Raw genomic sequence first — 23,098 nt, 5'->3', positions numbered from 1 at the left:
GCAATACGACTTGGGCGTCTGGCCCCGCAACGCCTCGAAGGACCCCGGATTGAAAGAGCTTCCTGCCCCGGCGCGGCGCGCGACCGAGAAGCCATCGCGCGGGGACAGGCATCGGCGCGGGCTCCTGTCTGCGGTTTCGGGCGTCGTTCTGCTGGTTCTGGGACTTCTGGTCTTTGCCCTGTCGCAGGTCTCGCTGCAGCTCGGCGACGCGCGCGAGGAACTAGAAGCCCGGCTCGCCCATCTGACGGGCCGACCGGTCCATGTCGACGGCACCGTGACCTTCGAGCTTCTGCCGCGCCCCAGGGCTGTTCTGACGGACCTACGCGCCCGAACCGGCGGGGGCGCGGACGCTCAGCTTCTCTCGGTGGACCGCGTGGAGGCCGATTTCGCGCTCTTCCCCGCGCTTCTCGGCCGCGCCGATATCACGCGCGTCGCGCTGGTACGGCCCGAACTCGGGCCGGCCGGCGAAGTGCCGGACGCCGCCGCCACACTCGCCTCGCCCCCCGCCTCCGCTGTTCCGCCCGAGCCCGCCCCCACGGGCGTTCCCGTCGGCAAAGCGTCGCGCGACTTGCGCGTGTTTCTCGTGCGCTTCGAGGGCCTTCGAGAGCTCGACATACGCGAGGGGCTGTTTCGCCTGCCGGGGCGCCCGGACAGCCTGTCCAACGTCAACGTCACCTTCGAATGGCCGGGCGGCACCAGCATGGCGCGCCTGTCGGGTGCCGCCGTCTGGAACGGCCAGCCGCTGCGGCTCGACGCGCGCATGGACCGGCCGCTCTCCTTCACGGAAGGACAGACCGCACCACTGAAACTGGCCTTGAAAGCGCCGGCGCTGGAGATCGGCTTCGACGGCAGCGGCGCGGCGGGCGAGTTCCTCCAACTGTCGGGGGCCATGAGTCTTTCGACGGCGTCCCTGTCCCGCGCGGTGGACTGGATCGGGCGGTCCAACGCGGGCCTGCCGGATTTCGGCGCCTTTTCCATCCAGACGCAGATCCAGCTGGTGGACAACCGCGTGTCCTTCGGCTCCGCTTCGCTGGACCTCGGCGGCGACACGGCGCGGGGCGCGTTGGAGGCCGTTCTCCCGCGCGAGGCGAGCGGCGTGCCCGCGATCTCCGGCACGCTCGCCTTCCGCAAGCTCAACCTCGGCCGTTTCAGCCGGGCGATCGCCCCTGCGCCGCAGACCGTGCTCGACTATCAGCGCCCTATCCGCACCGGCTTCATCGCCGACGCCAATCTCGACCTGCGCCTGTCGGCGGAGGAAGCCGATCTCGGCCGCACCACGGCGCGCGACGTGGCGGCGACGATCAAGGCGAGCGCCGGCGTCGGCACGATCGACATCGGCGACATGGCGCTTCTGGACGGGCGCGGCGATCTTCGCATCACCGTCGACACCACCGCGCCGCGCCCGGACCTCGTGATCTCGGCGGGCCTGCGCGACATCGACGTGGCGACCCTTCCGACCCTGACCGGCACCACGATGCCGCTCGCATCCGGCCGGGGCGAGTTGCAGCTGACCCTGCGTGGCCCCGCCACGAACTGGGCCGAGATCGCGCTCGCCAGCCGCACCGAAGCCAAGCTGCGTGTGCGCGAGGGACAGCTGGCCGGCGTCGAGCGCGGCATGTTGAAAGTGCCGGGCCCGCGCCCGATCGACCCCACCATGGCCTCCCCCGAGCCGTTTCGCAGGGTCGATCTGGCGCTGGCCGGCGTCGGGCCGCGCATGCGAATCGACAAGCTTTCCATCGCCTTCGACGAGGGCGAGGCGACCGCCAACGGACAGATCGACCTGCGCAGCGGCCGCCTCGCGGTGCAGGGTCAGTTCGACCCGACCAAGGTCGAAGCGTCCGGCGTATCGAATTCGTTCACCCTATCGAAACCCATCGGGTTCAAGCTGGATGGCGAATGGCCGAAACCGACGTTAACCGTAAGTGCGTCGGACGGGCCGACCTGAGACGGAACGCTCCCTGGTTCAGGCGCGCGGCGTTCCGCCCATCCGGAACGGAGCCGCTTTTGCCCCTGCTGTCCCCCCGCCTCCTTGCCCTCGTTCTCGCCGGCTCGATCCTCTGCCCTCTGTCCGCTTCGGCCGCCGGCTCCGTCCTGCGCGTCGGCTCCGACCCCTCGTCGGGGGCCGCCGGCTCCTCGACGGTCTCAACCGGCCTTCGCGGCGCGCCGGCCGATCCGGCCGCCTGCGCGCGCGACTTTCACGCCAAGCTGAAGCCGATCGCCGAAGGGCCGTTCCAGGGCGTGAAGGCGGCCCTTTCCGCCCCTTCCGAGCCCGCCAGGACGGCGGCGCCGGGCGAGGCGCCGGCCGCGCGTGGCCTGATCTTCCCACCCAATGCGCGCTCGCGCGGGCCGAACGAGAGCGCCGCGCTGCGCGCCGCCACGGCCGCTGCCAACGGCGCCTCGGGCGTGGCCCCGCGCGACGGCAATGCGCGCTGGACGGCGATGCGCGTTCGCGAGGATCTCGCCGACTTCCTGACGCAGGGCCCCTCGCCCTATCTCTGCTCGGGCATCGACCAATATCTGGCGACCCTCAAGCGCTTCGCCGGCCAGGTGGCGATCTCGCCTGAGCGCCGGCAGCGCGATCTCGAAACCGCGCGCGCCATGGCGCGCAGCAGCCTGGACGCCGCGCTTCTGGCGCTGCGCCCGGTGCCGCTGCCGACGCCCGCGCCGGAGGATCGCTCGACCCCGGCCGAGATCGCCGAGACCCTGCGCGCCAGCATCGGCGTCAAGGACGAGGCCTTTATCGGCCCGCCCATGCTGGTGGCCGGGCGCGAGGAAGGCGAAACGCGGATTTCGCAGGGCAACGCCCCCGACCCGGACCTGCCGCCCATCCCGGCGCGCGCCGAGAACAAGCTGGAAAGCGACGCCGACGTCAGCGCGGCCGTGGCCGAGCTGGCTCAGGCGATCCGGCGCCGCATGCCGAACGTGGCGGAGTCGCAGGCGCTCGACACCACCACCACGGGCAGCGTCGTCGCCCCGATCGGCCCCATGCGCCCCGCCCCGGCCAAGGACACCCCCGCCAAGGACGGGGCGCCCAAGGACGCGCTGACGCGCCTTGCGGAGCTGAAGCCGCTTTTCGCGCCGGAAGGCGGCTTCCCCGGAGACGCGCGCACGCGCCTCACCGTGGTCGGCGCCTTGTCGGACCTCGAAGTCACCGACCGGCTGCTCGGCGCCTCTTCCCTGCCGGCGGACCCGCTCGGCGCGGCCTTCACCGCGACCTTCGATGCGATCGCCGCCGCCCATGCCGAAAGCTGCCGCTGCAAGCCCTGACGCTTCCGCCTATCGCCTCACAAACGAAAGCCCCCTTGCGAACACTACGCGAGGGGGCTTTTCTCGTTCGAAACGCGGAAAGTTTAGACGTCCTGCGCGGCCAGGCGCTCGTCCGCCCGGCGGCGGGTTTCCTGCCGCCGGGTGAACAGCGCGGCGGCGATGACACCGACGGCCACCACGGCGATCATGATCGTGGAAATCGCGTTGATCTCCGGCGTCACGCCGAGCCGCACCTGGCTGTAGATGCGCATGGGCAGCGTCGTGGCGCCGGGGCCGGAAGTAAAGCTCGCGATCACGAGATCGTCGAGCGACAGGGTGAAGGCCAGCATCCAGCCCGCCGCCACCGCCGGCCAGATCACCGGCAGGGTGATCAGCAGAAAGGCCTTGGCGGGCGGGCAGCCGAGATCCTGCGCCGCTTCTTCCAGCGACCGGTCGAATGAGACGAGGCGCGACTGAACGACCACGGCGACGAAGCAGAGGGTCAGCGTCGTGTGCGCGACGGTCACCGTCCAGAAGCCGCGGTCGAAGCCGATGGCGACGAAGAGAAGAAGCAGCGACAGACCGGTGATGACCTCGGGCATGACGAGCGGCGCGAAGACCATGCCGGAAAACAGCGTGCGCCCAGGAAAGCGGGCGTGGCGCACCAGCGCCATGGCGGCCATCGTACCGAGCACGGTGGCCAGCGTCGCCGACAGGAAGGCGACGCGCAGCGTCACCCAGGCCGCGTCGAGAAACAGGCGGTTGCCCATGAGCGAGGCGTACCAGCGCGTCGAGAACCCGCCCCAGACCGTGACGAGCTGCGAGGCGTTGAAGGAATAGACCACCAGAAGCAGGATCGGCAGGTAGAGAAAGGCGAATCCCAGCACCAGCGAAACGAGATTGAAGGCGGAAAGGCCTCGTTTCATGCCGCCCTCGCCTGAATGCGCTGGAAGAGAACGATCGGCACCACAAGCACCAGAAGCAGAAGCACCGCCACCGCCGAGGCCACCGGCCAGTCGCGATTGGTGAAGAACTCGTCCCACAGGGTCTTGCCGATCATCAGCGTCTGCGAGCCGCCGAGAAGATCGGGGATGACGAACTCGCCCACCGCCGGAATGAAGACGAGAAGCGCGCCGGCGAGAACGCCGGGCAGCGACAGCGGGAAGGTGATGCGCCAGAACGCGCCGAGCGGCGTGCAGCCGAGATCCCCGGCCGCCTCCAGAAGGCGCGGATCGAGCCGCTCCAGGCTGGCGTAGATCGGCAGCACCATGAAGGGCAGGTAGGAATAGACGATGCCGACATAGACAGCGGTGTTGGTGTTAATGATCGTCAGCGGCGTGTCGACGAGCCCGGTCCAAAGGAGGAACTGGTTGAGATAGCCCTCGTTGCGCAGGATGCCGATCCAGGCATAGACGCGGATCAGGAAGCTCGTCCAGAAGGGCAGCACCGTCAGCATGACCAGCACCGGCCGCAGCCCGCCGGGCGCGCGCGACATGGCATAGGCCAGGGGATAGGCGACGAGCAGCGTCAGAGCCGTCGAGACCGCCGCGATCTGGAGGCTGGAGAGATAGGCGTTGAGATAGAGCGGGTCCTCGGCCAGGAACTGGTAGCTCTGCGTGCCGAGCTGGCGCAGGCTGCCGGCCAACGCCGAAACGCCCGTCCAGTCGAAGACCGGGAGATAGGGCGGCTGGGCGATCGCGGTTTCCGACAGGGAAATCTTGAAGACGATCGCGAAGGGCACGAGAAACAGAACGAGGAGCCAGAGATAGGGCACGCCGATCACGGCGCCCTTCCACCAGTTGACCCTCAGGGCACGAGACGCCATCTCCCCGCTCCTCACTGCACCAGAAGAACGCCGGCGTCGCGCTCGAAGGTCAGCCAGACCTCCTCTTCCCAGCCGATCTGCTCGGGCGCCACGCGCGCGGCGTTGATGACGGTGGAGCGCACCAGCGCGCCGTTTTCCAGCTTGACGTTGAACAGCGTCACGTCGCCGAGATAGGCGATGTCCCAGACGACGCCGCGCAGCGCGTTGACGCCGATATCGCTCGGCGGGCGGCGCGACAGGCGCATCTTTTCCGGGCGCACGGCGAAGGCCGCGCTGTCGCCCGGCGCGACGGCGACCGTGCTTTCCGACTCGATCGCCCCGACATCCGTGGCGAGCCGCACGACCCCGCCCGACGCGCTGTCCACCACGCCCTCGATCAGCGAGATGTTACCGACGAAATCGGCGACGTAGCGCGAGGTCGGCGCCTCGTAGATCACGGCCGGCGTCGCCACCTGGCAGAGCTTGCCGGCGCGCATCACGGCGATGCGGTCGGACATGGTCATGGCCTCTTCCTGGTCGTGGGTCACGATCACGAAGGTGAGGCCGAGTTCCTGCTGGAGGTCCATCAGCTCGAACTGCGTTTCCTCGCGCAGCTTCTTGTCCAGCGCGCCGAGCGGCTCGTCCAGAAGCAGCACCTTGGGGCGCTTGGCGAGCGAGCGGGCCAGCGCCACGCGCTGCTGCTGGCCGCCCGAAAGCTGCTGCGGCTTGCGCTTGCCGTAGCTGTCGAGCTTCACGAGCTTTAGCATCTCGGCCACGCGGTCGCGGATCTCGCCCTTGGCCATGCCGTCCTGCTTCAGGCCGAAGGCGACGTTCTGCTCCACGCTCATATGGGGAAACAGCGCGTAGGACTGGAACATCATGTTGAGCGGGCGCCGATAGGGCGGCACGCCCTTCAGGCTCTCGCCGCCGAGCCGAATGTCGCCGGCCGTCGGCTCCTCGAAGCCCGCCAGCATGCGCAGGAGCGTGGACTTGCCGCAGCCGGACGGGCCGAGCAACGTGAAGAACTCGCGCGGGTAGATCTTGAGGCTGAGATCGTCCACCGCGTTGAACGTGCCGAACCGCTTGGAAATGCGGTCGAACTCGATCAGCGGCTTGGCGGCGGGGTCGTTCCACGGGTCGAACGAGCGGCGGATATTGCCGAAAGCCTTGGGTGCCGTTGCCATCTCTACCCCGAACCAGATCATGGAGGCGCCCGTGCCTCGACGGCGCGCCTCTTGGCCCGGACCGGCGCGGGAAGATCCAGCGCCCGGTCCGATCGCGATGCTTGAGCCCGAGCCTGCCGGCCCGGGGCGCCGGGCTTACTGCCCGGTCTTCACGGTGGTGAAGGCGCGGGTGACGGTGCGCTGGGCGCGCGCGTCATAGGGCTTCTTGACGTAGAGCGTCTTCAACGTAGCCTCGTCGGGATAGATTGAGGTGTCGTTCAGGATTTCGGGGTTCACGAACTTCTGCGAGGCGAGATTGCCGTTGGCGTAGCTGACGAAGTTCGTCGCCTTGGCGATCACCTCGGGCCGCATCATGTAGTTGATGAACTGGTGCGCCGCGTCGACATGCGGCGCGTCGGACGGGATCGCCATCTGGTCGAACCACATCATCGTGCCTTCGTGGGGGATGAAATAGCCGATGTCGACGCCGCGCTTGGCCTCGGCCGCGCGGGTGCGCGCCTGGAACACGTCGCCGGAGAAGCCGACCGCGACGCAGATGTCGCCATTGGCGAGCGCGTTGATATATTCGGAGGAATGGAAGCGGCGGATGAAGGGGCGAACCTTCAGGAGCAGCGCTTCCGCCTTGCCGATCGAATCGGCATCCGAGGCGCTGGGGTCGAGCCCGAGATAGCTCAGCGCCGCGGGAATGATCTCGCCCGGCGCGTCCAGCATGTCGATGCCGCATTTCGACAGGGCCTCGGCGTTCTTCGGATCGAAGACGAGAGCCCAGGAGTTCAGCGGCGCGTCCGGCAGCAGCTCCTTGACCTTCTCGACATTGTAGCCGACGCCCGTGGTGCCCCACATGTAGTTGACGGAATAGGCGTTGTCCGGGTCGTAGGAGGCGACGCGCTCGGTCACCAGCGGCCACATGTTGGAAAGGTTCGGCAGCTTGGACTTGTCGAGCTTCTGGAACACGCCGGCCTGGACCTGGCGCTGCAGATACTCGGCCGAGGGCACGACGATGTCGTAGCCGCTGCCGCCGGCCAAGAGGCGCGTTTCCAGGATCTCGTTGGAATCGTACACGTCGTAGACGACGCGGATGCCGGTTTCCTTGGTGAAGTCGTCGACGATCGAGGTGTCGATATAGTCCGACCAGTTGAAGATATTGAGCACCTTCTCCTGCGCCATGGCGCCATGGCTCGCGAAGGCGGCCAGGGCCAACCCCAAGGCAAAGGCATTGTGTCTCATCGCTGGCGGACCTTCTCGCGCGGCGGGCTCGGCGCCCTCTTGCAGTGCGGGCAATATCGCCAAGCGCGGCCGCGATTCCTAGTCCCCGCCGCCGATTTTAAGACCTTGTTCGTTTTTCAGGCAGACGCCCCCGCACCCTCGTCGCCGCCGCCAAGGACGAAGGCTGGCCGAACCATGTAGACTGCCCCCTCGCCATAGGAGGCGAGCTTGGCCGGCGCGATCGTCTCGCCCGCCGGCCGGAAGCCGAAGCGGCGCCAATAGGGCGCGGTGCCGTAGACCGAGACGAGCATGGCGGGATGCGAGCGCCGGTCCGCCAGCGAGAGCAACCCGGTGATTGCCGGCTCGGCCAGCCCGCGCCCACGCAGCGCCGGCAGGAGCGCCACGTCATGAAGATAGAGCGCGTCGGCGCCGGGCTCCAACGCGCCGAGCGCGGTGTCGAGCGGCGGCGGCGCGCCGAGCGCGGCGGGGTAGGCCATGGCGTAGCCGCAGATCGCCCCCGCCTCGGTCTCCAGCGCCAGACACCCTTCCGGGAACAAGGCGATCCGGTCGAGATACATGGCCGGGCCTTCGGGGAAGCTGGGATGCACCACGTCCGCCACCGCGATGGCGCCGGGAACGTCCGCCGCCGCCATCGCGCGCCAGAGCGGCCGGGGCAGACCCGCCGTCTCACTCATCGGTGCTTGCGGCCTTCCCCGTAGAACATCTTTTCCCAGGCCTTGTGCGCCTTGTAACCCTCGCGGATGAACGGCGTGAACATGGCGAGGTTGAGCACCGCCTTGTTGGTGAGATTGGCGGGAAAGCGCAGCGGCTTCTCGAAATCCACGAAGAGCACGACCCGCACCTTGTCGGAATGGTTCCAGGCCTCGTGCTCGTAGGCGTCGTCGAAGATCAGCGCCTTGCCCTCTTCCCAATGGCAGGTCTGGTCGGCGACGCGGATGCCGATCTTGTCGGGCTCGGGCGGCACCACGAGCCCCAGATGGAAGCGCAGGACGCCGTTATAGGGCCCGCGATGGGGCGGCAGGTGCTTGCCCGGCTCGAAGATCGAGAACATGGCCGACTTCAGCCCCGGGATCTTCTGCAGGATGCGCCAAGTCTCCGGGCACTGGGCGATCGCCTCCTCGGACTTGATGCCGTAGCCGCAGAGGAAAAAGGTCTTCCAGTTCTGGTCGGACGAGATGGAACGCACTTCCGAGGAGATCTCGTGAAAGGCGGGCAGATCGCCCTTGCGCACCAGGATCTTGTCGAGCTCGGCGCGAATCAGCCGCCATTCCCGCTCCACCTCGCGTGCCCAGGGAAAGTCGTCGGTCGGATAGACCGCCGGGTTGCCGATGGCGGAATGCTTGAGATTGAGGCTCTCGGCGCCGTCCACGAGTTTCTGAACCATTCGGGCGGCAAGGCCGCCCCGGCTCATCGTGTCTTCCAGACCTTGGGTCTTTAGCTTCTGCTGGGTCGTTTCGGTCATGCCATCCACCGCGTCCTGCGGCCTCCATGCCCGCCCCTTGGCGGCTTCGACCTCAAATAGGGGCTTCGATGTCATTTCCATGACGCACGATGCGCAGCCCCCCGATGCCCGAGCGGATCGATCGCATCGGGTACAGCCGCCCCGTCGTTACAAAGGTCCCCTTATCGCCCTGTGCCCGATCGGCCCGGCGATTTCCAGCCCTCTCGCGCGAGCCCGCTTCGCCGGGGCGCCTTGCGGTTGGCTCCGGGGCGGGTATGGTCGAGGCAACCGAAATTCCGCGCAGGAACGCATGGCAGATCGCACCCGGCCTCCCAAACTCGAGCAGGCGTCTCCCTCCAAGATCAAGCGCGACAAGCCCAAGCGCCGCACGGTGGAGCGCACGGGATCGGGCGGGCGCATCGGCCTGTCGCGCCGCGAGGCCGAGCCCGAGCGGCCGCGCTTCCTGGATTCGCGACGGGGCGTGCCGTCCATGGCCGAGGCGGGCGAATGGTTGCGCGCGCGCGGCATCGAGGATGTGGAATGCATCACGCCCGATCTCGCGGGCGTGGCGCGCGGCAAGATGATGCCGGCCAAGAAGTTCACCGGTAACACCTCGCTCGCCCTGCCCTCGGCGCTGTTCATGCACACGATCTCGGGCGAGTATCCCGACGAGACCGGCGAGTTCCGCTATTCGCCCAACGACGGCGACCTGAAGCTCGTGCCCGATCTCTCGACGCTTTCGGCCGTGCCTTGGGAAACCGACCCGACCGCGCAGGTGATCTGCGATCTCGTGGACACGGCGGGCGAGGCCGTGGCCTACACGCCGCGCAACGTGCTCAAGCGCGTCGTCGCGCTCTACGAGAGCCGGGGCTGGAAGCCGATCGTCGCGCCCGAGATCGAGTTCTATCTCGTTTCCAAGAATGTCGATCCCGACTATCCCCTCACCCCGCCGATCGGTCGCTCGGGCCGGCAGATCTCGGGCGGGCAGGCCTATTCGATCGGCGGGGTCAACGAGTTCGACGAACTGATCGACGACATCTACCATTTCTCCGACGCGCAAGGGTTGGAGATCGACACGCTGATCCACGAGGACGGCGCGGCGCAGCTGGAGATCAACCTGCGGCACGGCGACCCGATCGAGCTGGCCGACCAGGTCTTCATGTTCAAGCGCACGATCCGCGAGGCCGCGCTCAAGCACGACATCTACGCCACGTTCATGGCCAAGCCCATCCAAGGCCAGCCCGGCTCGGCGCTGCATATCCACCAGTCGGTGGTGGACGCGGTCACCGGGCAGAACGTCTTCTCCAACGAGGACGGCAGCCCCTCGCCGCTCTTCTTCCATTTCCTGGGCGGAATGCAGCGTTACGTGCCGGCGGCGCTGGTGATGATGGCGCCCTATGTGAACTCCTATCGCCGGCTGACCCACGGCATGTCTGCCCCCACCAACAATGCCTGGGGCTACGACAACCGCACCACGGCCTTTCGCGTGCCGACCTCGGACGCCTCCTCGCGGCGCGTCGAGAACCGCCTGCCCTCCTCCGACACCAATCCCTATCTCGCGCTCGCCGCCTCGCTCGCCTGCGGCTGGCTCGGCATGGTGAATGCGGTGGAGCCGGACCAGCCGACCGACCGGACGGTGAACGAGGACGGCGTCATCTCGCTGCCGCGCGGCCTTCTGGAGGCGGTCGCCGCCTTCGAGGCGGAGGACGCGTTCCACGACGTGTTCAGCCGCGAGTTCGTGGCCACCTATACCGGCATCAAGCGCGGCGAGTTCGAAACCTTCATGCAGGTCATCAGTCCCTGGGAACGCGAATTCCTTCTCCTGAACGTTTGAGCCGCGCCCGATGAGCGCCGGCTCCTACCAATCTCCCATTTCGCCCGGCCGCTCCTGGTACGAGGACTCGGCGGGCGAGCGGCCGCGCTATCCCCGGCTGGACGACTCGATCGAGGTGGACACGCTCATTGTCGGCGGCGGCTTCACCGGCCTGTCCGCCGCGCTGCATCTGGCGGGTCGCGGCGTCCGCGTGGCGCTTCTGGAGGCGGCAAGGCTTGGGGACGGTGCCTCGGGCCGCAATGGCGGCCAGTTCGGCACCGGCCAGCGGCAATGGCCCGAAGACCTGGAGCGCGAGGTCGGGCTGGAGCGCTCGCGCGTGCTCTTCGCCATGGCCGAGGACGCCAAGACCCATCTGCACGAGATGATGGCGGCACACGGGATCGAGGCCGACTACCGGCCCGGCCAGCTCTCGCTGGCGCACAAGCGGCGCTATGTCGAGAGCTATCGCCGCCACGCCGAAATCCTGACTGAACGCTACGCCTATCCCCATGCCCGCTTTCTCGGCCGCGAGGAAACGGAGGCGCGCCTCGGCTCGCCGCAATACCACGCCGGCGTCATCGACACCGGCACCGGGCATCTCCACCCGATGAAGCTCCTGATCGGCACGGGCCGCGCGGCGGCAAGGGCGGGCGCCGCGCTCTACGAGGAAACGCCGGTGACGCGTCTTCACCGGCGCGGCACGGCGGTCGAGGCCGAGACGCCCTTCGGCACAGTGCGCGCCCAGCGCGCGCTGATGGCGGTCAACGCCCATGGCGAAGGGCTGAGCCGGGCGAACGCGGCGCATGTCATGCCGATCCGCTCCTTCATCGCGGCGACCGAGCCCCTGGCCGAACCGGGCCTCGTGCTTCCGGGGGGCGAAGCGGCGGACGATTCCCGCTTCGTGGTGCGCTACTTCCGAAAGACGCCCGACAACCGCCTCCTGTTCGGCGGCCGCGAGGCCTATTCCTCGGCGGAGGGCGATATCGTCGGCCAGATCCGGCGTCAGGTCGTCTCGATCTATCCGCATCTGGCGGATGTCGGTTTCACCCATGCCTGGGGCGGGTCGGTTGGCGTCACCATGCCGCGCATGCCCTATGTCGCGAGCCCCGAGCCGGGGCTTACGGTGATCGGCGGCTTTTCCGGGCACGGCGTGCTTCTGTCCCACTATACCGGGCGGCTCTATGCCGAACGGGTGCTGGGAAACCAGGATCGACTGGCCGAACTGGAGGCGCTGCGCATCCCCGCCTTTCCCGGCGGTTCGGCCCTTCGCGCGCCTCTCCTTTTTCTCGCGATGACATGGTATGCGCTGCGCGATCGGTTTTGACGAGGTCGATCGTGCCTTGCGCCGTCGGCCCGCCCGTTCCACTTAGACGGTCCATGAAGACCGTTTGACAACGCGGCCGGATCGGCTTGCAGGCGTTGATCCGCCGCCGAATCGTCGAATCGTCTCCCAGGTGGCCAATGCTGCCCGACCATCGAGGACCGTTCTTGCCCCGCGAAGCCACCAGTTCCTCCGGCCAGCCGGAACCGGCGACCACCCCCCGGCTTCGCGACAGGCTCCGCTTGGAAACTCGCGCCGAGCACGAGGCGCTGGACGCCGGCTTCGACGGCATGTTGGCGCCGGGCGCGGAGGCTCTTTATGCCTGCTTTCTCCTGACCAACCGCGCCGGGCACGAGGCGGTCGAGCCCCTCCTGCGGCAGAGTCCGCTGGCGCGGTCCAACCCGGCGGCGTGGGAGCCGGGCGGCCGCCTTGCGGCGCTGGCGGCCGACTGCCGCGATCTGGCGCTGCCCCGTTTCGCCGCGCCGGCGCGCTTGCCGCTTTCGCCCTCCCTTCCCGAGGCGCTGGGCGCGGCCTATGTTCTGGAAGGCTCGCGGCTGGGAGCGGCCTTTCTTCTCAAGGCCTTGCGCCGCAGCCCCGGCTCTCGCCTGCCGGTGCGCTATCTCCTGGCTTCGAGCGATCCCGAGCCGTTTCGCCGGCTGCTGGCCGTGATGAGCGCGGCCGGTCTTTCGGAGCGGGAAGCCGATCGGGCCGTCGCGGCGGCCAACCAGACGTTTCGCACCTTTCGCGCCCTGGCCGAAGGTGCCCGGATCAGGATGACGTTCTCTTGACGAATTTTCCCGCTTCGAGAGATCACGACGTCGACCTGACCAATTGCGACCGCGAGCCCATCCAGTTCCTCGGCCGCATCCAGGATTTCGGCTTCCTGGTCGCGGCCTCTATGGACTGGCTGATCGAGCGCGTGTCCGCCAACATCGCCGATTTCACGCCGCACGACGCGGACGCCCTCCTGGGCGAGCCGCTGCTCTTCCTGTTCCCGGAAAGCTCCGTCCACGCCATTCGCGGCCGGTTGCAGATCCTTTCCTCCAGCGATGGAGTGGAGCGGCTCTTCGGCTTCGACCTGTTCGGCGACGGGCGCCCCTTCGACGTCGCCATCCATGTGATCGGCTCGACGCTGGTGGTGGAGGCCGAGCCCGCCGCGCGCGCCGCCGGCATCAATCCCGGCGCGCTGATCAAGAGCATGATCTCGCGCGTCCAGCGCACGGATGGGCTCGACGGGCTCTACCGCGAATGCGTGCGCCAGCTGCGCGGCATCACCGGCTTCGACCGCGTCATGCTCTATCGCTTCGCCTCCAGCGGCGCCGGCGCCGTGGTGGCCGAATCCGTGCGCGGCGGCCTCGGCTCGTTCCTGGGGCTGAACTATCCCGCCGCCGACATTCCCGCCCAGGCCCGCCGCCTCTACGTCCAGAACCAGATCCGCATCATCGCCGATGTCGGCGCCGTGCCGATCCCCGTCCTGCCCGAGCTCGATCCGCACGGGCGCCCGCTCGACTTGTCGCTATCGGTGCTGCGCAGCGTGTCGCCGATCCATATCGAATATCTCTCCAACATGGGCGTCTCGGCCTCCATGTCGATTTCGATCGTGATCGACGGCAAGCTCTGGGGCCTCTTCGCCCTCCATCACTACGCGCCGCGCCACCTGACCATGGAAATCCGCAGCGCGACCGAGCTCTTCGGGCAGATGGTCTCGCTCATCATCGAGGGCCGCCTCTACAAGGAGGCCAAGCGGGTGGACGAGGCGACGCGCGAGCAGCACGACCGCTTCGTCTCCAAGCTCGTCGCCGCCTCGCCCTCGGTCGAGGCCGTGGCCGATTTTGCCGAGGAGCTGCGCGAGATCATTCCCTGCGACGGGTTCGCGGTCTGGGCCAAGGGCCAGGAGCGCACGCACGGCGTCGGCCTGTCGCGCGAGGAGCTGCAGTCGCTCGCCCGCTTCCTGAATCGGGCCGGCTCCAGCCGCGTCTACGCCACCGACGAGCTGTCGGCCCATCACGCGCCGGCCGCCGACTATAGCGACCGCGTGGCCGGCGTTCTCGCCATTCCCATCTCGCGTTCGCCGCGCGACTACATCCTCTTCTTCCGCCGCGAGATCGTGCAGACCGTCACCTGGGCGGGCGATCCCAAGACCAAGGAGCGGATGATCGGACCCAACGGCGCCCGGCTGACGCCGCGCAAGAGCTTCGAGGCCTGGAAGGAAACGGTGCTCGGCAAGTCCCTCCCCTGGACCGAGAGCGAGGTGAAGGCCGGTGAATCGCTGCGCGTTTCGATCCTGGAAGTGCTCTTGCGCTTCAACGAGGAGAGCGAGCGCCAGCAGATGCTCGCCGCTCAGCGGCAGGAGCTCTTGATCGCCGAGCTGAACCACCGGGTGCGCAACATCCTCAGCCTGATTCGCGCGCTCGTGGTGCAGTCCAAGCCCAGCGCGCGGGACGTGGACGGTTTCGCTCGGATCATCGGCGGGCGTATCCAGGCCCTGGCGCGCGCGCACGACCAGATCACCAGCGAGCAGTTTTCCTCCACCTCGCTGCAGGACATCATACGCACCGAGGTACTCGCCTATATCGGCTCCAAGCAGGACCGGGTGCATCTCGACGGACCGCCGATCTGCGTGGAGGCCGCGGCCTTTTCCACGCTCGCGCTCGTGTTCCACGAACTGGTGACGAACTCGGCGAAATACGGCGCGCTGTCGGATTCCTCGGGCAGCGTCAGCGTCGTCTGGCGGTTGGACGAGAACGGAAGCTGCGGCATCGACTGGACCGAAAGCGGCGGGCCGCCGGTCACCGCGCCGACGCGCCGGGGCTTCGGCTCCACCATCATCGAGCGCTCGATCCCGCACGATCTGGGCGGCGAGGCGCGGCTGGACTTCCGCCTTAGCGGGCTTCGCGCCCATTTCCGGCTGCCGGCGCAGGTCTTCCACATCCAGACCGTCGCCCCCCTTCCCGCGACCGCGCTGCCGAAGGAAACAGAGACCATGTCGCGCCCGGCCGGCCCCGAAATCCTGAACGGCCTTCGCGCCCTCATTCTCGAAGACAACATGATCATCTCGCTCGACGCCGAGCAGCTTCTGATCGACCAGGGCGTGCGCGAGGTGCATCTGGCGGCCAGCGTTTCGGAGGCGCGCAAGCTTCTGGAAAGCCAGGCGGTGGACGTTGCGCTCCTCGACGTCAATCTGGGCAGCGAGACGAGTTTCTCGCTCGTGCCCGACTTGCGGCGCCGCGACATTCCCTTCGTCTTCGTGACCGGCTATGGCGAAAAGATCGAACTGCCCGAGGACGCGGCCGGTGCCGGCGCGATCAAGAAGCCGTTCGATGCGCAGGAACTGGTGAAGGCCCTCGCCCGGGCCGTCGCCGGAGCACGAAACGGGTAAGCCGTCTGCCGCGTCCCCGCCGCCTCCCGGGTGGGGCAGGCGTCGGCTTCCCATATTTAATCGATTAGATTATAGCCAGCCCCAGGCCCGACCGGCGGGGCGCTATCAGGAGATGTTGACCTCGTGTCCAGCCAGATCATCCCCGTAGAGATCTTCGATTACATCGTTTTCGGCGGAAACGGCGATCTCGCGGAGCGCAAGCTGCTGCCCGCCCTTTATCATCGCGATCGCGACGGCCAGATCCCCGCCGGCGCGCGCATCATCGGCGCCTCCCGCACCGCCCTGTCGGACGAAGCCTATCGCGCCTTCGCGCAGAAGGCGCTGGAATCCTTCGTCGCCGCCGAGGACCGCCACCCGACCGCGATGGAGCGCTTTCTGGCGCGCCTGCACTACCGGCAGGTGGACGCAAAGGGCGACGGCGGCTGGGCCGAACTGAAGGCGCTTCTGGACGAGGCGGGCGACAACCGCATCCGCGCCTTCTACATGGCCGTCAGCCCCTCGCTGTTCGCCGACATCGCCTCGCACATCAACACGCAAGGGCTCGCCAACGACCGCACCCGCCTCGTGGTGGAGAAGCCGGTCGGGCGCGATCTCGAATCGGCCATGCAGCTGAACGCGCTGATCGGCGAGCATTTCCGCGAAGACCAAGTCTTCCGCATCGACCACTATCTCGGCAAGGAAACCGTGCAGAACCTCATGGCTCTGCGCTTTGCCAACATGCTCTACGAACCGCTGTGGAACTCGGCCTTCGTGGACCACGTGCAGATCACGGTCGCCGAGAGCGTCGGCCTGGAAGGGCGCGCGGGCTACTACAACACGGCCGGCGCGCTGCGCGACATGGTGCAGAACCATATCCTCCAGCTCGTCTGCCTCGTGGCGCTGGAGCCGCCCTCGGCCATGGACGCCGACGCGCTGCGCGACGAGAAGCTGAAGATCCTGCGCTCGCTCAAGCGCATCGACGACAGCAATATCGAGCACGTCACCGTGCGCGGCCAGTATCGCGCGGGCGCCTCCAACGGCGGCGCGGTGAAGGGCTATCTCGACGATCTCGGCGAGCCGACGAGCGACACCGAGACCTTCGTCGCCATCAAGGCCGAGATCAACAATTGGCGCTGGTCGGGCGTGCCCTTCTACATCCGCACGGGCAAGCGCCTGTCGGAGCGCATGAGCGAGATCGTCGTCACCTTCCGGCCCATTCCGCACTCGATCTTCGAGGGCTCGGCCGGGCACGTCCAGCAGAACCAGCTGGTCATGCGCCTGCAGCCCGACGAGGGCGTGAAGCAGTGGCTGATGATCAAGGACCCCGGCCCGGGCGGCATGCGCCTGCGCCACGTGCCGCTCGACATGACCTTCGCCGAGTCCTTCCACGTGCGCAATCCCGACGCCTACGAGCGCCTTCTGATGGACGTGATCCGGGGCAACCAGACCCTGTTCATGCGCCGCGACGAGGTGCAGGCCGCCTGGGAATGGGTCGACCCCATTCTCAAGGCCTGGGAAAACCGGGGCATGAAGCCGCAAGGCTACACGTCCGGCACCTGGGGTCCCTCCTCCTCCATCGCGCTGATCGAGCGCGACGGGCGCACCTGGCACGAGCCGGATTGAGAGCGGCGATGACGATCAAGCGGCACGACTACGAAACCCGCGAGGCGCTGGCCGAAGCGCTCGCCGCCGGCATCGCGGCGGTTCTGGCCGGCGGCGTCGCCACGCAGGGCTCGGCGGTTCTCGCCGTGTCCGGCGGCTCGACCCCCAAGCTCCTGTTCCGCCACCTGTCTGAGGCCGAGATCGACTGGGCGAAGGTCACGGTGATCCTGGTGGACGAGCGCTGGGTTCCCGAGACTTCCGAGCGCTCCAACGCCCGGCTGGTGCGCGAGAACCTTCTGCGCGGCCGCGCGGCCGAGGCGCATCTGGAGCCCTTCTATATCGAGGGGCTTGACGCGCTGGAGGCCGTGGGCGAACTCTCCGCCCGCTTCGGCGGATTGCCGCACCCGTTCGACGCGGTGATCCTCGGCATGGGAACCGACGGCCACACGGCCTCCTTCTTCCCCGGCGGCTCCCGGCTTTCGACCGCGATCGACCCCGCCTATCCCGAAGCGGTGATCGCGATGGAAGCGCCCGGCGCGGGCGAGCCGCGCGTCACGCTCACGCTCAAGCGTCTTGCGGAGGCGCGCTTCCTGGCGCTTCATATCGAGGGCGAGGACAAGCGCGAGGTTCTGGAGCGCGCGCTGGGCGAAGGCCCGGCGGAGGACATGCCGGTGCGCGCCGTCCTGCGGGCGCCGCGCGAGGAACCGCTTCAGGTTTTCTGGGCACCCTGAAAGACTCCCGATGCCCGGCGCGCGCGAAGCGCCGGGCCGAACGACCGGGCGGGCGGCGAGAGCCCGCCACCCCCAAGCCAACGAGGTGACGTCATGGCCGCCATTGCCCGCATCGAGGAGATCACCGATCGCATCCGCGAGCGTTCGGCGCCGACGCGCGAGCCCTACCTCGCCCGCATCCAGGCCAAGGGCGAGGCCGGCCCGCGCCGCACCCGCCTCCATTGCGGCAATCTCGCCCATGGCTTCGCGGCCTGCGGGCCGACCGACAAGGCGCGCCTGACCGGGGGCGAGACGCTCAATCTCGGCATCATCACCTCCTACAACGACATGCTCTCGGCCCATCAGCCGTTCGAGACCTATCCCGAGATGATCCGCCAGACGGCGCGCGACATGGGCGCGACGGCGCAGGTCGCGGGCGGCGTGCCGGCCATGTGCGATGGCGTCACGCAGGGGCAGACGGGCATGGAGCTCTCGCTCTTCTCGCGCGATGTCATCGCCATGGCGACGGCGGTCGGCCTCAGCCATGACATGTTTGACGCCGCCGTCTATCTCGGCGTCTGCGACAAGATCGTGCCGGGCCTCGCCATCGCGGCGCTGACCTTCGGCCATCTGCCGGCCGTGTTCATTCCGGCCGGCCCCATGACCACGGGCCTGCCCAACGACGAGAAGACGCGCATCCGCCAGCTCTATGCCGAGGGCAAGGTCGGGCGCGACGCGCTGCTGGAGGCCGAGTCCAAGTCCTATCACGGGCCGGGCACCTGCACCTTCTACGGCACGGCCAACTCCAACCAGATGCTGATGGAGATCATGGGCCTGCACACACCCGGCTCCTCCTTCGTCAACCCCGGCACGCCGCTGCGCGACGCGCTGACCCGCGAGGCCACGCGCCGCGCCCTGTCGATCACCGCGCTCGGCAACGAGTACACGCCGGCCGGGCTGGTGGTGGACGAGCGTGCCGTGGTGAACGGCGTCATCGGCCTTCATGCGACGGGCGGCTCCACCAATCACACGATGCATCTCGTTGCGATCGCGGCGGCGGCCGGCATCCAGCTGACCTGGACGGACATTTCGGAACTCTCCGACCTCACCCCGCTTCTCGCCCGCGTCTATCCCAACGGCTCGGCCGACGTGAACCATTTCCAGGCGGCGGGCGGCATGGGCTTCCTGATCCGCGAACTTCTGCAGCACGGCCTCCTGCACGACGACGTGCGCACCGCCTGGGGCACCCCGCTCTCGGGTTACTCGGTCGAGGCGCGTCTGGGCGAGGACGGCCAGTCCGTGCTCCGCGTGCCCGCCCCCGCACTCAGCGGCGACCCCAAGGTCCTGACCACGCCCGAACAGCCCTTCGCCAGCAATGGTGGCTTGAAGATGCTGGACGGCAACATGGGCAAGGCGGTCATCAAGGTGTCCGCCGTGAAGCCGGAGCGCCGCATCGTCGAGGCGCCGGCCCGCGTGTTCCACGATCAGGACGACCTGCAACGGGCCTTCAAGGCGGGCGAGCTGACGGGGGACTTCGTCGCCGTGGTCCGCTTCCAGGGGCCGAAGTCGAACGGCATGCCCGAGCTTCACAAGCTCACGCCCTCGCTCGGCGTCCTTCAGGATCGCGGGCAGAAGGTGGCGCTCGTCACCGACGGGCGCATGTCCGGCGCTTCGGGCAAGATCCCGGCCGCCATCCACGTCACGCCCGAGGCGGCCGAGGGCGGTGTCATCGGCAAGATCCGCGACGGCGACATGATCCGCCTCGATGGCGAGACGGGTCGGCTCGAAATTCTGGTGGACGCCGCCGAGCTCGACGCGCGCAGCCTCGCCGAGGCCGATCTCTCGGCCAACGAATTCGGCCTGGGGCGTGAGCTCTTCGCCGTGTTCCGCCGCGCCGTGGGCCCGGCCGACCGGGGCGCCAGCGTCTTCTGACGAAGCCAAGTTGCAACGCCCGCCGGATTTCCCCTTTCCGGCGGGATCGGCTAGACCGGACGCGACAGCGGGATGCCGACCCTTCGCGGGGCGGCCGATCGCTGAAGGTCCGGGTCGCGCCTTGCGGCGCGCGCGGGCGACCGGGCATCGGCACGGCGACCGGCGCGGTCCCGAACCGATGCGAAAGCAGCGATCGACGGAAGCGAGGCGGAACAGATCCCCGCTGAACTGATGTCGGCGAGACGAGGCCCTTCGCCCCGTTTCGAAGAAGGATTGGCCATCATGTCGCGTTCGTCCCGCATCAAGCTTCCGCGCGGCTCGCTCCGCTCGTTCGGCATCGTGCATGACGTTTTGGTCGCCGCGCTGGCGATCAGCCTATCGCTGGCGCTGGCTTTCGATTCCTACGCGCTGACCCATTCCTGGCAGCTTTGGGCGATGATCGGCGGCTTCACCGCGCTCTCGGCCGCCATGTTCCCCCTGTTTTCGCTGAACAGCGGCGCCTGGCGCTACGCCTCGCTGCTCGACGTCGTGTCGATCGTGAAGGCGGCGACGGCGGTGAACGTCGTCTTCCTGATCGCCAATTTCATCCTGTTCCGGGGCGAATATTTTCCGCGCTCGGCCTTCATCATGACCTGGTTCATCATGATCGTCGGCCTTGGCGGCCCGCGCCTCGCCTACCGCCTCTACAAGGAGCGCGGCCTGTCGGAGCGCTTTTTCGAGACGGGCGCGGTGCTCCAGCGCCCGCAGCACATCCTGCTCTACGGCTTTTCCGACAATGCCGATCTCTTCATCCGCAACGCGCGCCGCTCGCACAACAGCCCCCATATCGTCGGCCTCCTCGATCCACTCGCCAAGAACCGCCGCCGCCAGTTGCACGGGCTGCGGGTTCTCGGCGCACTGGCGGACCTGCCGGAGATCGTCCAGCAGGCCGAGCATGGCGCGACGCCGATCACGCAGCTGATCGTCACCCAGACCAACATTTCGCCGGCCGACCTGTCGCGCGTCGTGGAATCGGCCGCGCCTTTCCAGATCGCGGTGAAGCGTCTGCCGGACATTTCGCGCGCTGGCGGCGTGGACGCCGACAAGCCGATCGAGGCTCTGCCCGTCTCGCTGGAGGATCTTCTCGGCCGCAACGAGGTGGAGCTCGACACGGCCGAGGTCGCCCGCCTCATTCGCGGCCGCTGCATCGCGGTGACCGGCGCCGGCGGGTCGATCGGCTCCGAACTCGTCAACCAGATCGCCGCCTTCGAGCCGGGGCGGATGATCTTGGTGGATGCCAACGAGTTCAATCTCTACGCGATCGGCAAGCGGATGGAGGTCAGCCATCCCGGCGTCGAGGTGGTGGAGCGCATCGTCGACGTGCGTCAGGCCGACCGGATCGCCCGCCTCTTCAACCAGTGGCGGCCGGACGTGATCTTCCATGCCGCCGCGCTCAAGCATGTGCCGATCGTCGAGGACAATCCTCTCGAAGGCATCGAGACCAATCTCCTGGGCTCGCGCAACGTGGCGAACGCCGCGCTCGGCTGCGGCGCGACGGCCTTCGTCATGGTCTCCACCGACAAGGCGGTGAACCCGACCAATGTCATGGGCGCGACCAAGCGCGCGGCCGAGGCCTACTGTCAGGCGCTGGACCTTGCCGGTTCGGGCACGCGTTTCATGACGGTTCGCTTCGGCAACGTGATGGGCTCGGCGGGCTCGGTGATCCCGCTGTTTCAGGCGCAGCTGGCGCGCGGCGGGCCGCTGACCGTGACGCATCCCGACATCACCCGCTTCTTCATGACGATCCCCGAAGCCTCGCGCCTGATCCTCCACGCCGCCGGCCATGGCCTGGGCGCCCATGCGGCGGAAGGGCAGATTTTCGTTCTCGACATGGGCGAGCCGATCCGCATCGCGGAACTGGCCGAACGGCTGATCCAGCTCGCGGGCTTGCGCCCGCATGTCGATATCGCCGTCCGCTACACCGGCCTGCGCAAGGGCGAGAAGCTTTACGAGGAGCTGTTCGGCGAAGGCGAGACGCGCGAGAAGACCGGCCGCGCCGGGCTCCTGATCGCTCGATCGCGCGTTTCCGATCTCGACCTGCTGCGTCGGCGCTTCGCGGAAGCGGAAGCGGCCGTGCGGGCGGGCGACGCGGACGCGGCCATCGCCGTGCTGCGGGCGATCGTGCCGGAGTTCACGCCGCTGCGCGACGAAGCGCCGAAGCTGATCGAGGGCGCAAGCGTGCCGCGCCTTGCCGCTCCGACGGACGCCGAAGAGGCGAAAGCCGTCGAACGGCAGGCGGACGAAACCGAGACGGCGTCGGCGCCCTAAGGCGCCGCCTGGGCCAGTTCTTTCGCGCTCTCAGGCCGCGAGGCGACGCGCCGTGCGAACGGCGCGTCCGTCCTCCCCGAACAGGCGGATCTTGTCGGCCTCCGCCTTGAGGCGAATCGTGGCTCCGCGATCGAGATGCACCGCGCCCGGCAGCTTGGCGACGATCGGCTCAGCCGCGCCCACGTCGACATAAACCAGCGTTACCTCGCCCAGCGGCTCGACCAGCGTCACCGTGCCCGAAAGCAGCGCGTCCACCTCGTCGGTCAGCGCCAAGTCCTCGGGCCGCACGCCCAGATGCCCCTTCCCGCCCCCAAGCGACGATCCGGCGAGGCCCGGCAGGGCCACGGACTGGCCCGTGCCGATGCGGGCGCGAATGGCGTCGCCCGTCGGCTCCAGCGTGGCGGGCAGAATGTTCATGGCCGGCGAGCCGATGAACTGGGCGACGAAGAGATTGTCGGGATCGGCATAAAGCTCCAGCGGCGCGCCGACCTGCTCCACATGGCCCTTGTTCAGCACCACGATCCGGTCCGCCAGCGTCATGGCCTCGACCTGGTCGTGCGTGACGTAGATCATGGTCGTGCCGTGCATCTTCTCGTGCAGGCGGGCGATCTCGATGCGGGTCTGCACGCGCAGGGCCGCGTCGAGATTGGACAGCGGCTCGTCGAACAGGAAGACCTTCGGGTTGCGCGTGATCGCCCGGCCGATCGCCACGCGCTGGCGCTGGCCGCCCGACAGGGCCTTGGGCAGGCGGTCGAGATAGGGCTCGATCTGCAGGATCTTCGCCGCCTCGCGCACGCGCTTGTCGATCTCGGCCTTGGAGCCGTTCTTCTCCAAGGTCAGGCCGAAGGCCATGTTGTCGTAGACCGTCATATGCGGATAGAGGGCGTAGCTCTGGAACACCATGGCGATGCCGCGTTCCTTGGGCGTCGCCTCGTTGACCACGCGCCCGTCGATCTCCAGCGTGCCGGCGGAAATGTCCTCCAGCCCCGCGATGACGCGCAGGAGCGTGGACTTGCCGCAGCCCGAAGGGCCGACGAAGACCACGAACTCGCCCGGGCGGATGTCGAGATCGATGCCGTGCAGAACCTCAACCGCGCCGTAGCGCTTCTTGACCTTGGTGAGCTTCACTCCCGCCATGGGATGTTTCCTTTCG

General features: G+C 68.2%; 17 protein-coding genes. 10 read left to right on the top strand and 7 right to left on the bottom strand.

Annotated features, from left to right (window positions below; all coding sequences use genetic code 11):
* Nucleotides 1-49: 49 nt before the first annotated feature.
* Both M673_RS06175 and M673_RS06170 read left to right on the top strand, forming a co-directional pair.
* A complete protein-coding gene (locus tag M673_RS06175; protein WP_061974519.1) occupies nucleotides 50-1,945 on the top strand; it encodes an AsmA family protein in 1,896 nt (631 codons plus the stop codon).
* A gap of 59 nt (nucleotides 1,946-2,004) precedes the next feature.
* Nucleotides 2,005-3,267, top strand: coding sequence for a hypothetical protein (locus M673_RS06170; protein ID WP_061974517.1), 1,263 nt, complete (start codon nucleotides 2,005-2,007; stop codon nucleotides 3,265-3,267).
* 83 nt (nucleotides 3,268-3,350) lie between these two features.
* Here M673_RS06170 and M673_RS06165 read toward each other — a convergent pair whose 3' ends face one another.
* The 6 genes from M673_RS06165 to M673_RS06140 all read right to left on the bottom strand — a co-directional run bounded on the left by M673_RS06165 (nucleotide 3,351) and on the right by M673_RS06140 (nucleotide 8,923).
* Nucleotides 3,351-4,172 carry an ABC transporter permease gene (locus M673_RS06165; RefSeq protein WP_061974515.1) on the bottom strand — a complete coding sequence of 274 codons (822 nt, stop codon included), beginning with the start codon at nucleotides 4,170-4,172 and terminating at the stop codon, nucleotides 3,351-3,353.
* Nucleotides 4,169-5,071, bottom strand: coding sequence for an ABC transporter permease subunit (locus M673_RS06160; protein WP_061974513.1), 903 nt, complete (start codon nucleotides 5,069-5,071; stop codon nucleotides 4,169-4,171). The genes M673_RS06165 and M673_RS06160 overlap by 4 nt, the downstream gene beginning before the upstream one ends.
* Before the next feature lie 11 nt (nucleotides 5,072-5,082).
* Complete coding sequence (locus tag M673_RS06155) at nucleotides 5,083-6,234, bottom strand: ABC transporter ATP-binding protein (RefSeq protein WP_061977694.1); 1,152 nt, start codon at nucleotides 6,232-6,234, stop codon at nucleotides 5,083-5,085.
* Nucleotides 6,235-6,369: 135 nt separating this feature from the next.
* The gene (locus M673_RS06150) at nucleotides 6,370-7,461 is read right to left on the bottom strand and encodes a polyamine ABC transporter substrate-binding protein (RefSeq protein WP_061974511.1); all 1,092 of its coding nucleotides are present in this window, start codon (nucleotides 7,459-7,461) and stop codon (nucleotides 6,370-6,372) included.
* 116 nt (nucleotides 7,462-7,577) lie between these two features.
* Nucleotides 7,578-8,135 (bottom strand): GNAT family N-acetyltransferase, encoded by a 558-nt coding sequence (locus M673_RS06145; protein ID WP_061974509.1) that lies wholly within the window; start codon nucleotides 8,133-8,135, stop codon nucleotides 7,578-7,580.
* Complete coding sequence (locus tag M673_RS06140) at nucleotides 8,132-8,923, bottom strand: aspartyl/asparaginyl beta-hydroxylase domain-containing protein (protein WP_061974507.1); 792 nt, start codon at nucleotides 8,921-8,923, stop codon at nucleotides 8,132-8,134. Before M673_RS06140 ends, M673_RS06145 begins: the two co-directional genes overlap by 4 nt.
* A gap of 289 nt (nucleotides 8,924-9,212) precedes the next feature.
* On the opposite strand from M673_RS06140, the gene M673_RS06135 reads away from it, so the two are divergent.
* From M673_RS06135 to M673_RS06100, 8 genes are all read left to right on the top strand, one after another.
* Nucleotides 9,213-10,736 carry a glutamine synthetase family protein gene (locus tag M673_RS06135; RefSeq protein ID WP_244493069.1) on the top strand — a complete coding sequence of 508 codons (1,524 nt, stop codon included), beginning with the start codon at nucleotides 9,213-9,215 and terminating at the stop codon, nucleotides 10,734-10,736.
* Nucleotides 10,737-10,746: 10 nt separating this feature from the next.
* Nucleotides 10,747-12,039: an NAD(P)/FAD-dependent oxidoreductase gene (locus M673_RS06130; protein WP_061974505.1), complete on the top strand. Its 1,293-nt coding sequence runs from the start codon at nucleotides 10,747-10,749 to the stop codon at nucleotides 12,037-12,039.
* A gap of 164 nt (nucleotides 12,040-12,203) precedes the next feature.
* Nucleotides 12,204-12,824 (top strand): biliverdin-producing heme oxygenase, encoded by a 621-nt coding sequence (locus M673_RS24535; RefSeq protein WP_061974503.1) that lies wholly within the window; start codon nucleotides 12,204-12,206, stop codon nucleotides 12,822-12,824.
* Complete coding sequence (locus tag M673_RS06120; protein ID WP_061974501.1) at nucleotides 12,821-15,415, top strand: HWE histidine kinase domain-containing protein; 2,595 nt, start codon at nucleotides 12,821-12,823, stop codon at nucleotides 15,413-15,415. The genes M673_RS24535 and M673_RS06120 overlap by 4 nt, the downstream gene beginning before the upstream one ends.
* Nucleotides 15,416-15,538: 123 nt before the next feature.
* Complete coding sequence (zwf, locus tag M673_RS06115; protein WP_061974499.1) at nucleotides 15,539-17,017, top strand: glucose-6-phosphate dehydrogenase; 1,479 nt, start codon at nucleotides 15,539-15,541, stop codon at nucleotides 17,015-17,017.
* A gap of 8 nt (nucleotides 17,018-17,025) precedes the next feature.
* A complete protein-coding gene (pgl, locus tag M673_RS06110) occupies nucleotides 17,026-17,727 on the top strand; it encodes a 6-phosphogluconolactonase (protein ID WP_061974497.1) in 702 nt (233 codons plus the stop codon).
* A gap of 93 nt (nucleotides 17,728-17,820) precedes the next feature.
* Nucleotides 17,821-19,638, top strand: a complete 1,818-nt coding sequence (gene edd / locus M673_RS06105; RefSeq protein ID WP_061974495.1) for a phosphogluconate dehydratase — start codon at nucleotides 17,821-17,823, stop codon at nucleotides 19,636-19,638.
* A 282-nt stretch (nucleotides 19,639-19,920) separates the two neighbouring features.
* A complete protein-coding gene (locus M673_RS06100) occupies nucleotides 19,921-21,945 on the top strand; it encodes a polysaccharide biosynthesis protein (protein ID WP_061977692.1) in 2,025 nt (674 codons plus the stop codon).
* Nucleotides 21,946-21,975: 30 nt separating this feature from the next.
* Here the strand turns inward: M673_RS06100 and M673_RS06095 are convergent, their stop codons facing one another.
* Nucleotides 21,976-23,082 (bottom strand): ABC transporter ATP-binding protein, encoded by a 1,107-nt coding sequence (locus M673_RS06095; protein ID WP_061974493.1) that lies wholly within the window; start codon nucleotides 23,080-23,082, stop codon nucleotides 21,976-21,978.
* Nucleotides 23,083-23,098: the final 16 nt, after the last annotated feature.

The sequence above is a fragment of the Aureimonas sp. AU20 genome (assembly GCF_001442755.1).
In the GTDB taxonomy this organism is placed as follows: domain Bacteria; phylum Pseudomonadota; class Alphaproteobacteria; order Rhizobiales; family Rhizobiaceae; genus Aureimonas.
The sequence above is the reverse complement of the archived record's forward strand: the minus strand, read 5'-3'. Positions and strand labels throughout refer to the sequence as shown.

Coding starts and splice junctions, on each gene's coding strand:
- M673_RS06155 (WP_061977694.1), bottom strand. CDS start 6,234: ATGGCAACGGCACCCAAGGCTTTCGGCAATATCCGCCGCTCGTTCGAC.
- M673_RS06145 (WP_061974509.1), bottom strand. CDS start 8,135: ATGAGTGAGACGGCGGGTCTGCCCCGGCCGCTCTGGCGCGCGATGGCG.
- pgl (WP_061974497.1), top strand. CDS start 17,026: ATGACGATCAAGCGGCACGACTACGAAACCCGCGAGGCGCTGGCCGAA.
- M673_RS06165 (WP_061974515.1), bottom strand. CDS start 4,172: ATGAAACGAGGCCTTTCCGCCTTCAATCTCGTTTCGCTGGTGCTGGGA.
- M673_RS06100 (WP_061977692.1), top strand. CDS start 19,921: ATGTCGCGTTCGTCCCGCATCAAGCTTCCGCGCGGCTCGCTCCGCTCG.
- edd (WP_061974495.1), top strand. CDS start 17,821: ATGGCCGCCATTGCCCGCATCGAGGAGATCACCGATCGCATCCGCGAG.
- M673_RS06160 (WP_061974513.1), bottom strand. CDS start 5,071: ATGGCGTCTCGTGCCCTGAGGGTCAACTGGTGGAAGGGCGCCGTGATC.
- M673_RS06150 (WP_061974511.1), bottom strand. CDS start 7,461: ATGAGACACAATGCCTTTGCCTTGGGGTTGGCCCTGGCCGCCTTCGCG.
- M673_RS06095 (WP_061974493.1), bottom strand. CDS start 23,082: ATGGCGGGAGTGAAGCTCACCAAGGTCAAGAAGCGCTACGGCGCGGTT.
- M673_RS06140 (WP_061974507.1), bottom strand. CDS start 8,923: ATGACCGAAACGACCCAGCAGAAGCTAAAGACCCAAGGTCTGGAAGAC.
- M673_RS06135 (WP_244493069.1), top strand. CDS start 9,213: ATGGCAGATCGCACCCGGCCTCCCAAACTCGAGCAGGCGTCTCCCTCC.
- M673_RS06130 (WP_061974505.1), top strand. CDS start 10,747: ATGAGCGCCGGCTCCTACCAATCTCCCATTTCGCCCGGCCGCTCCTGG.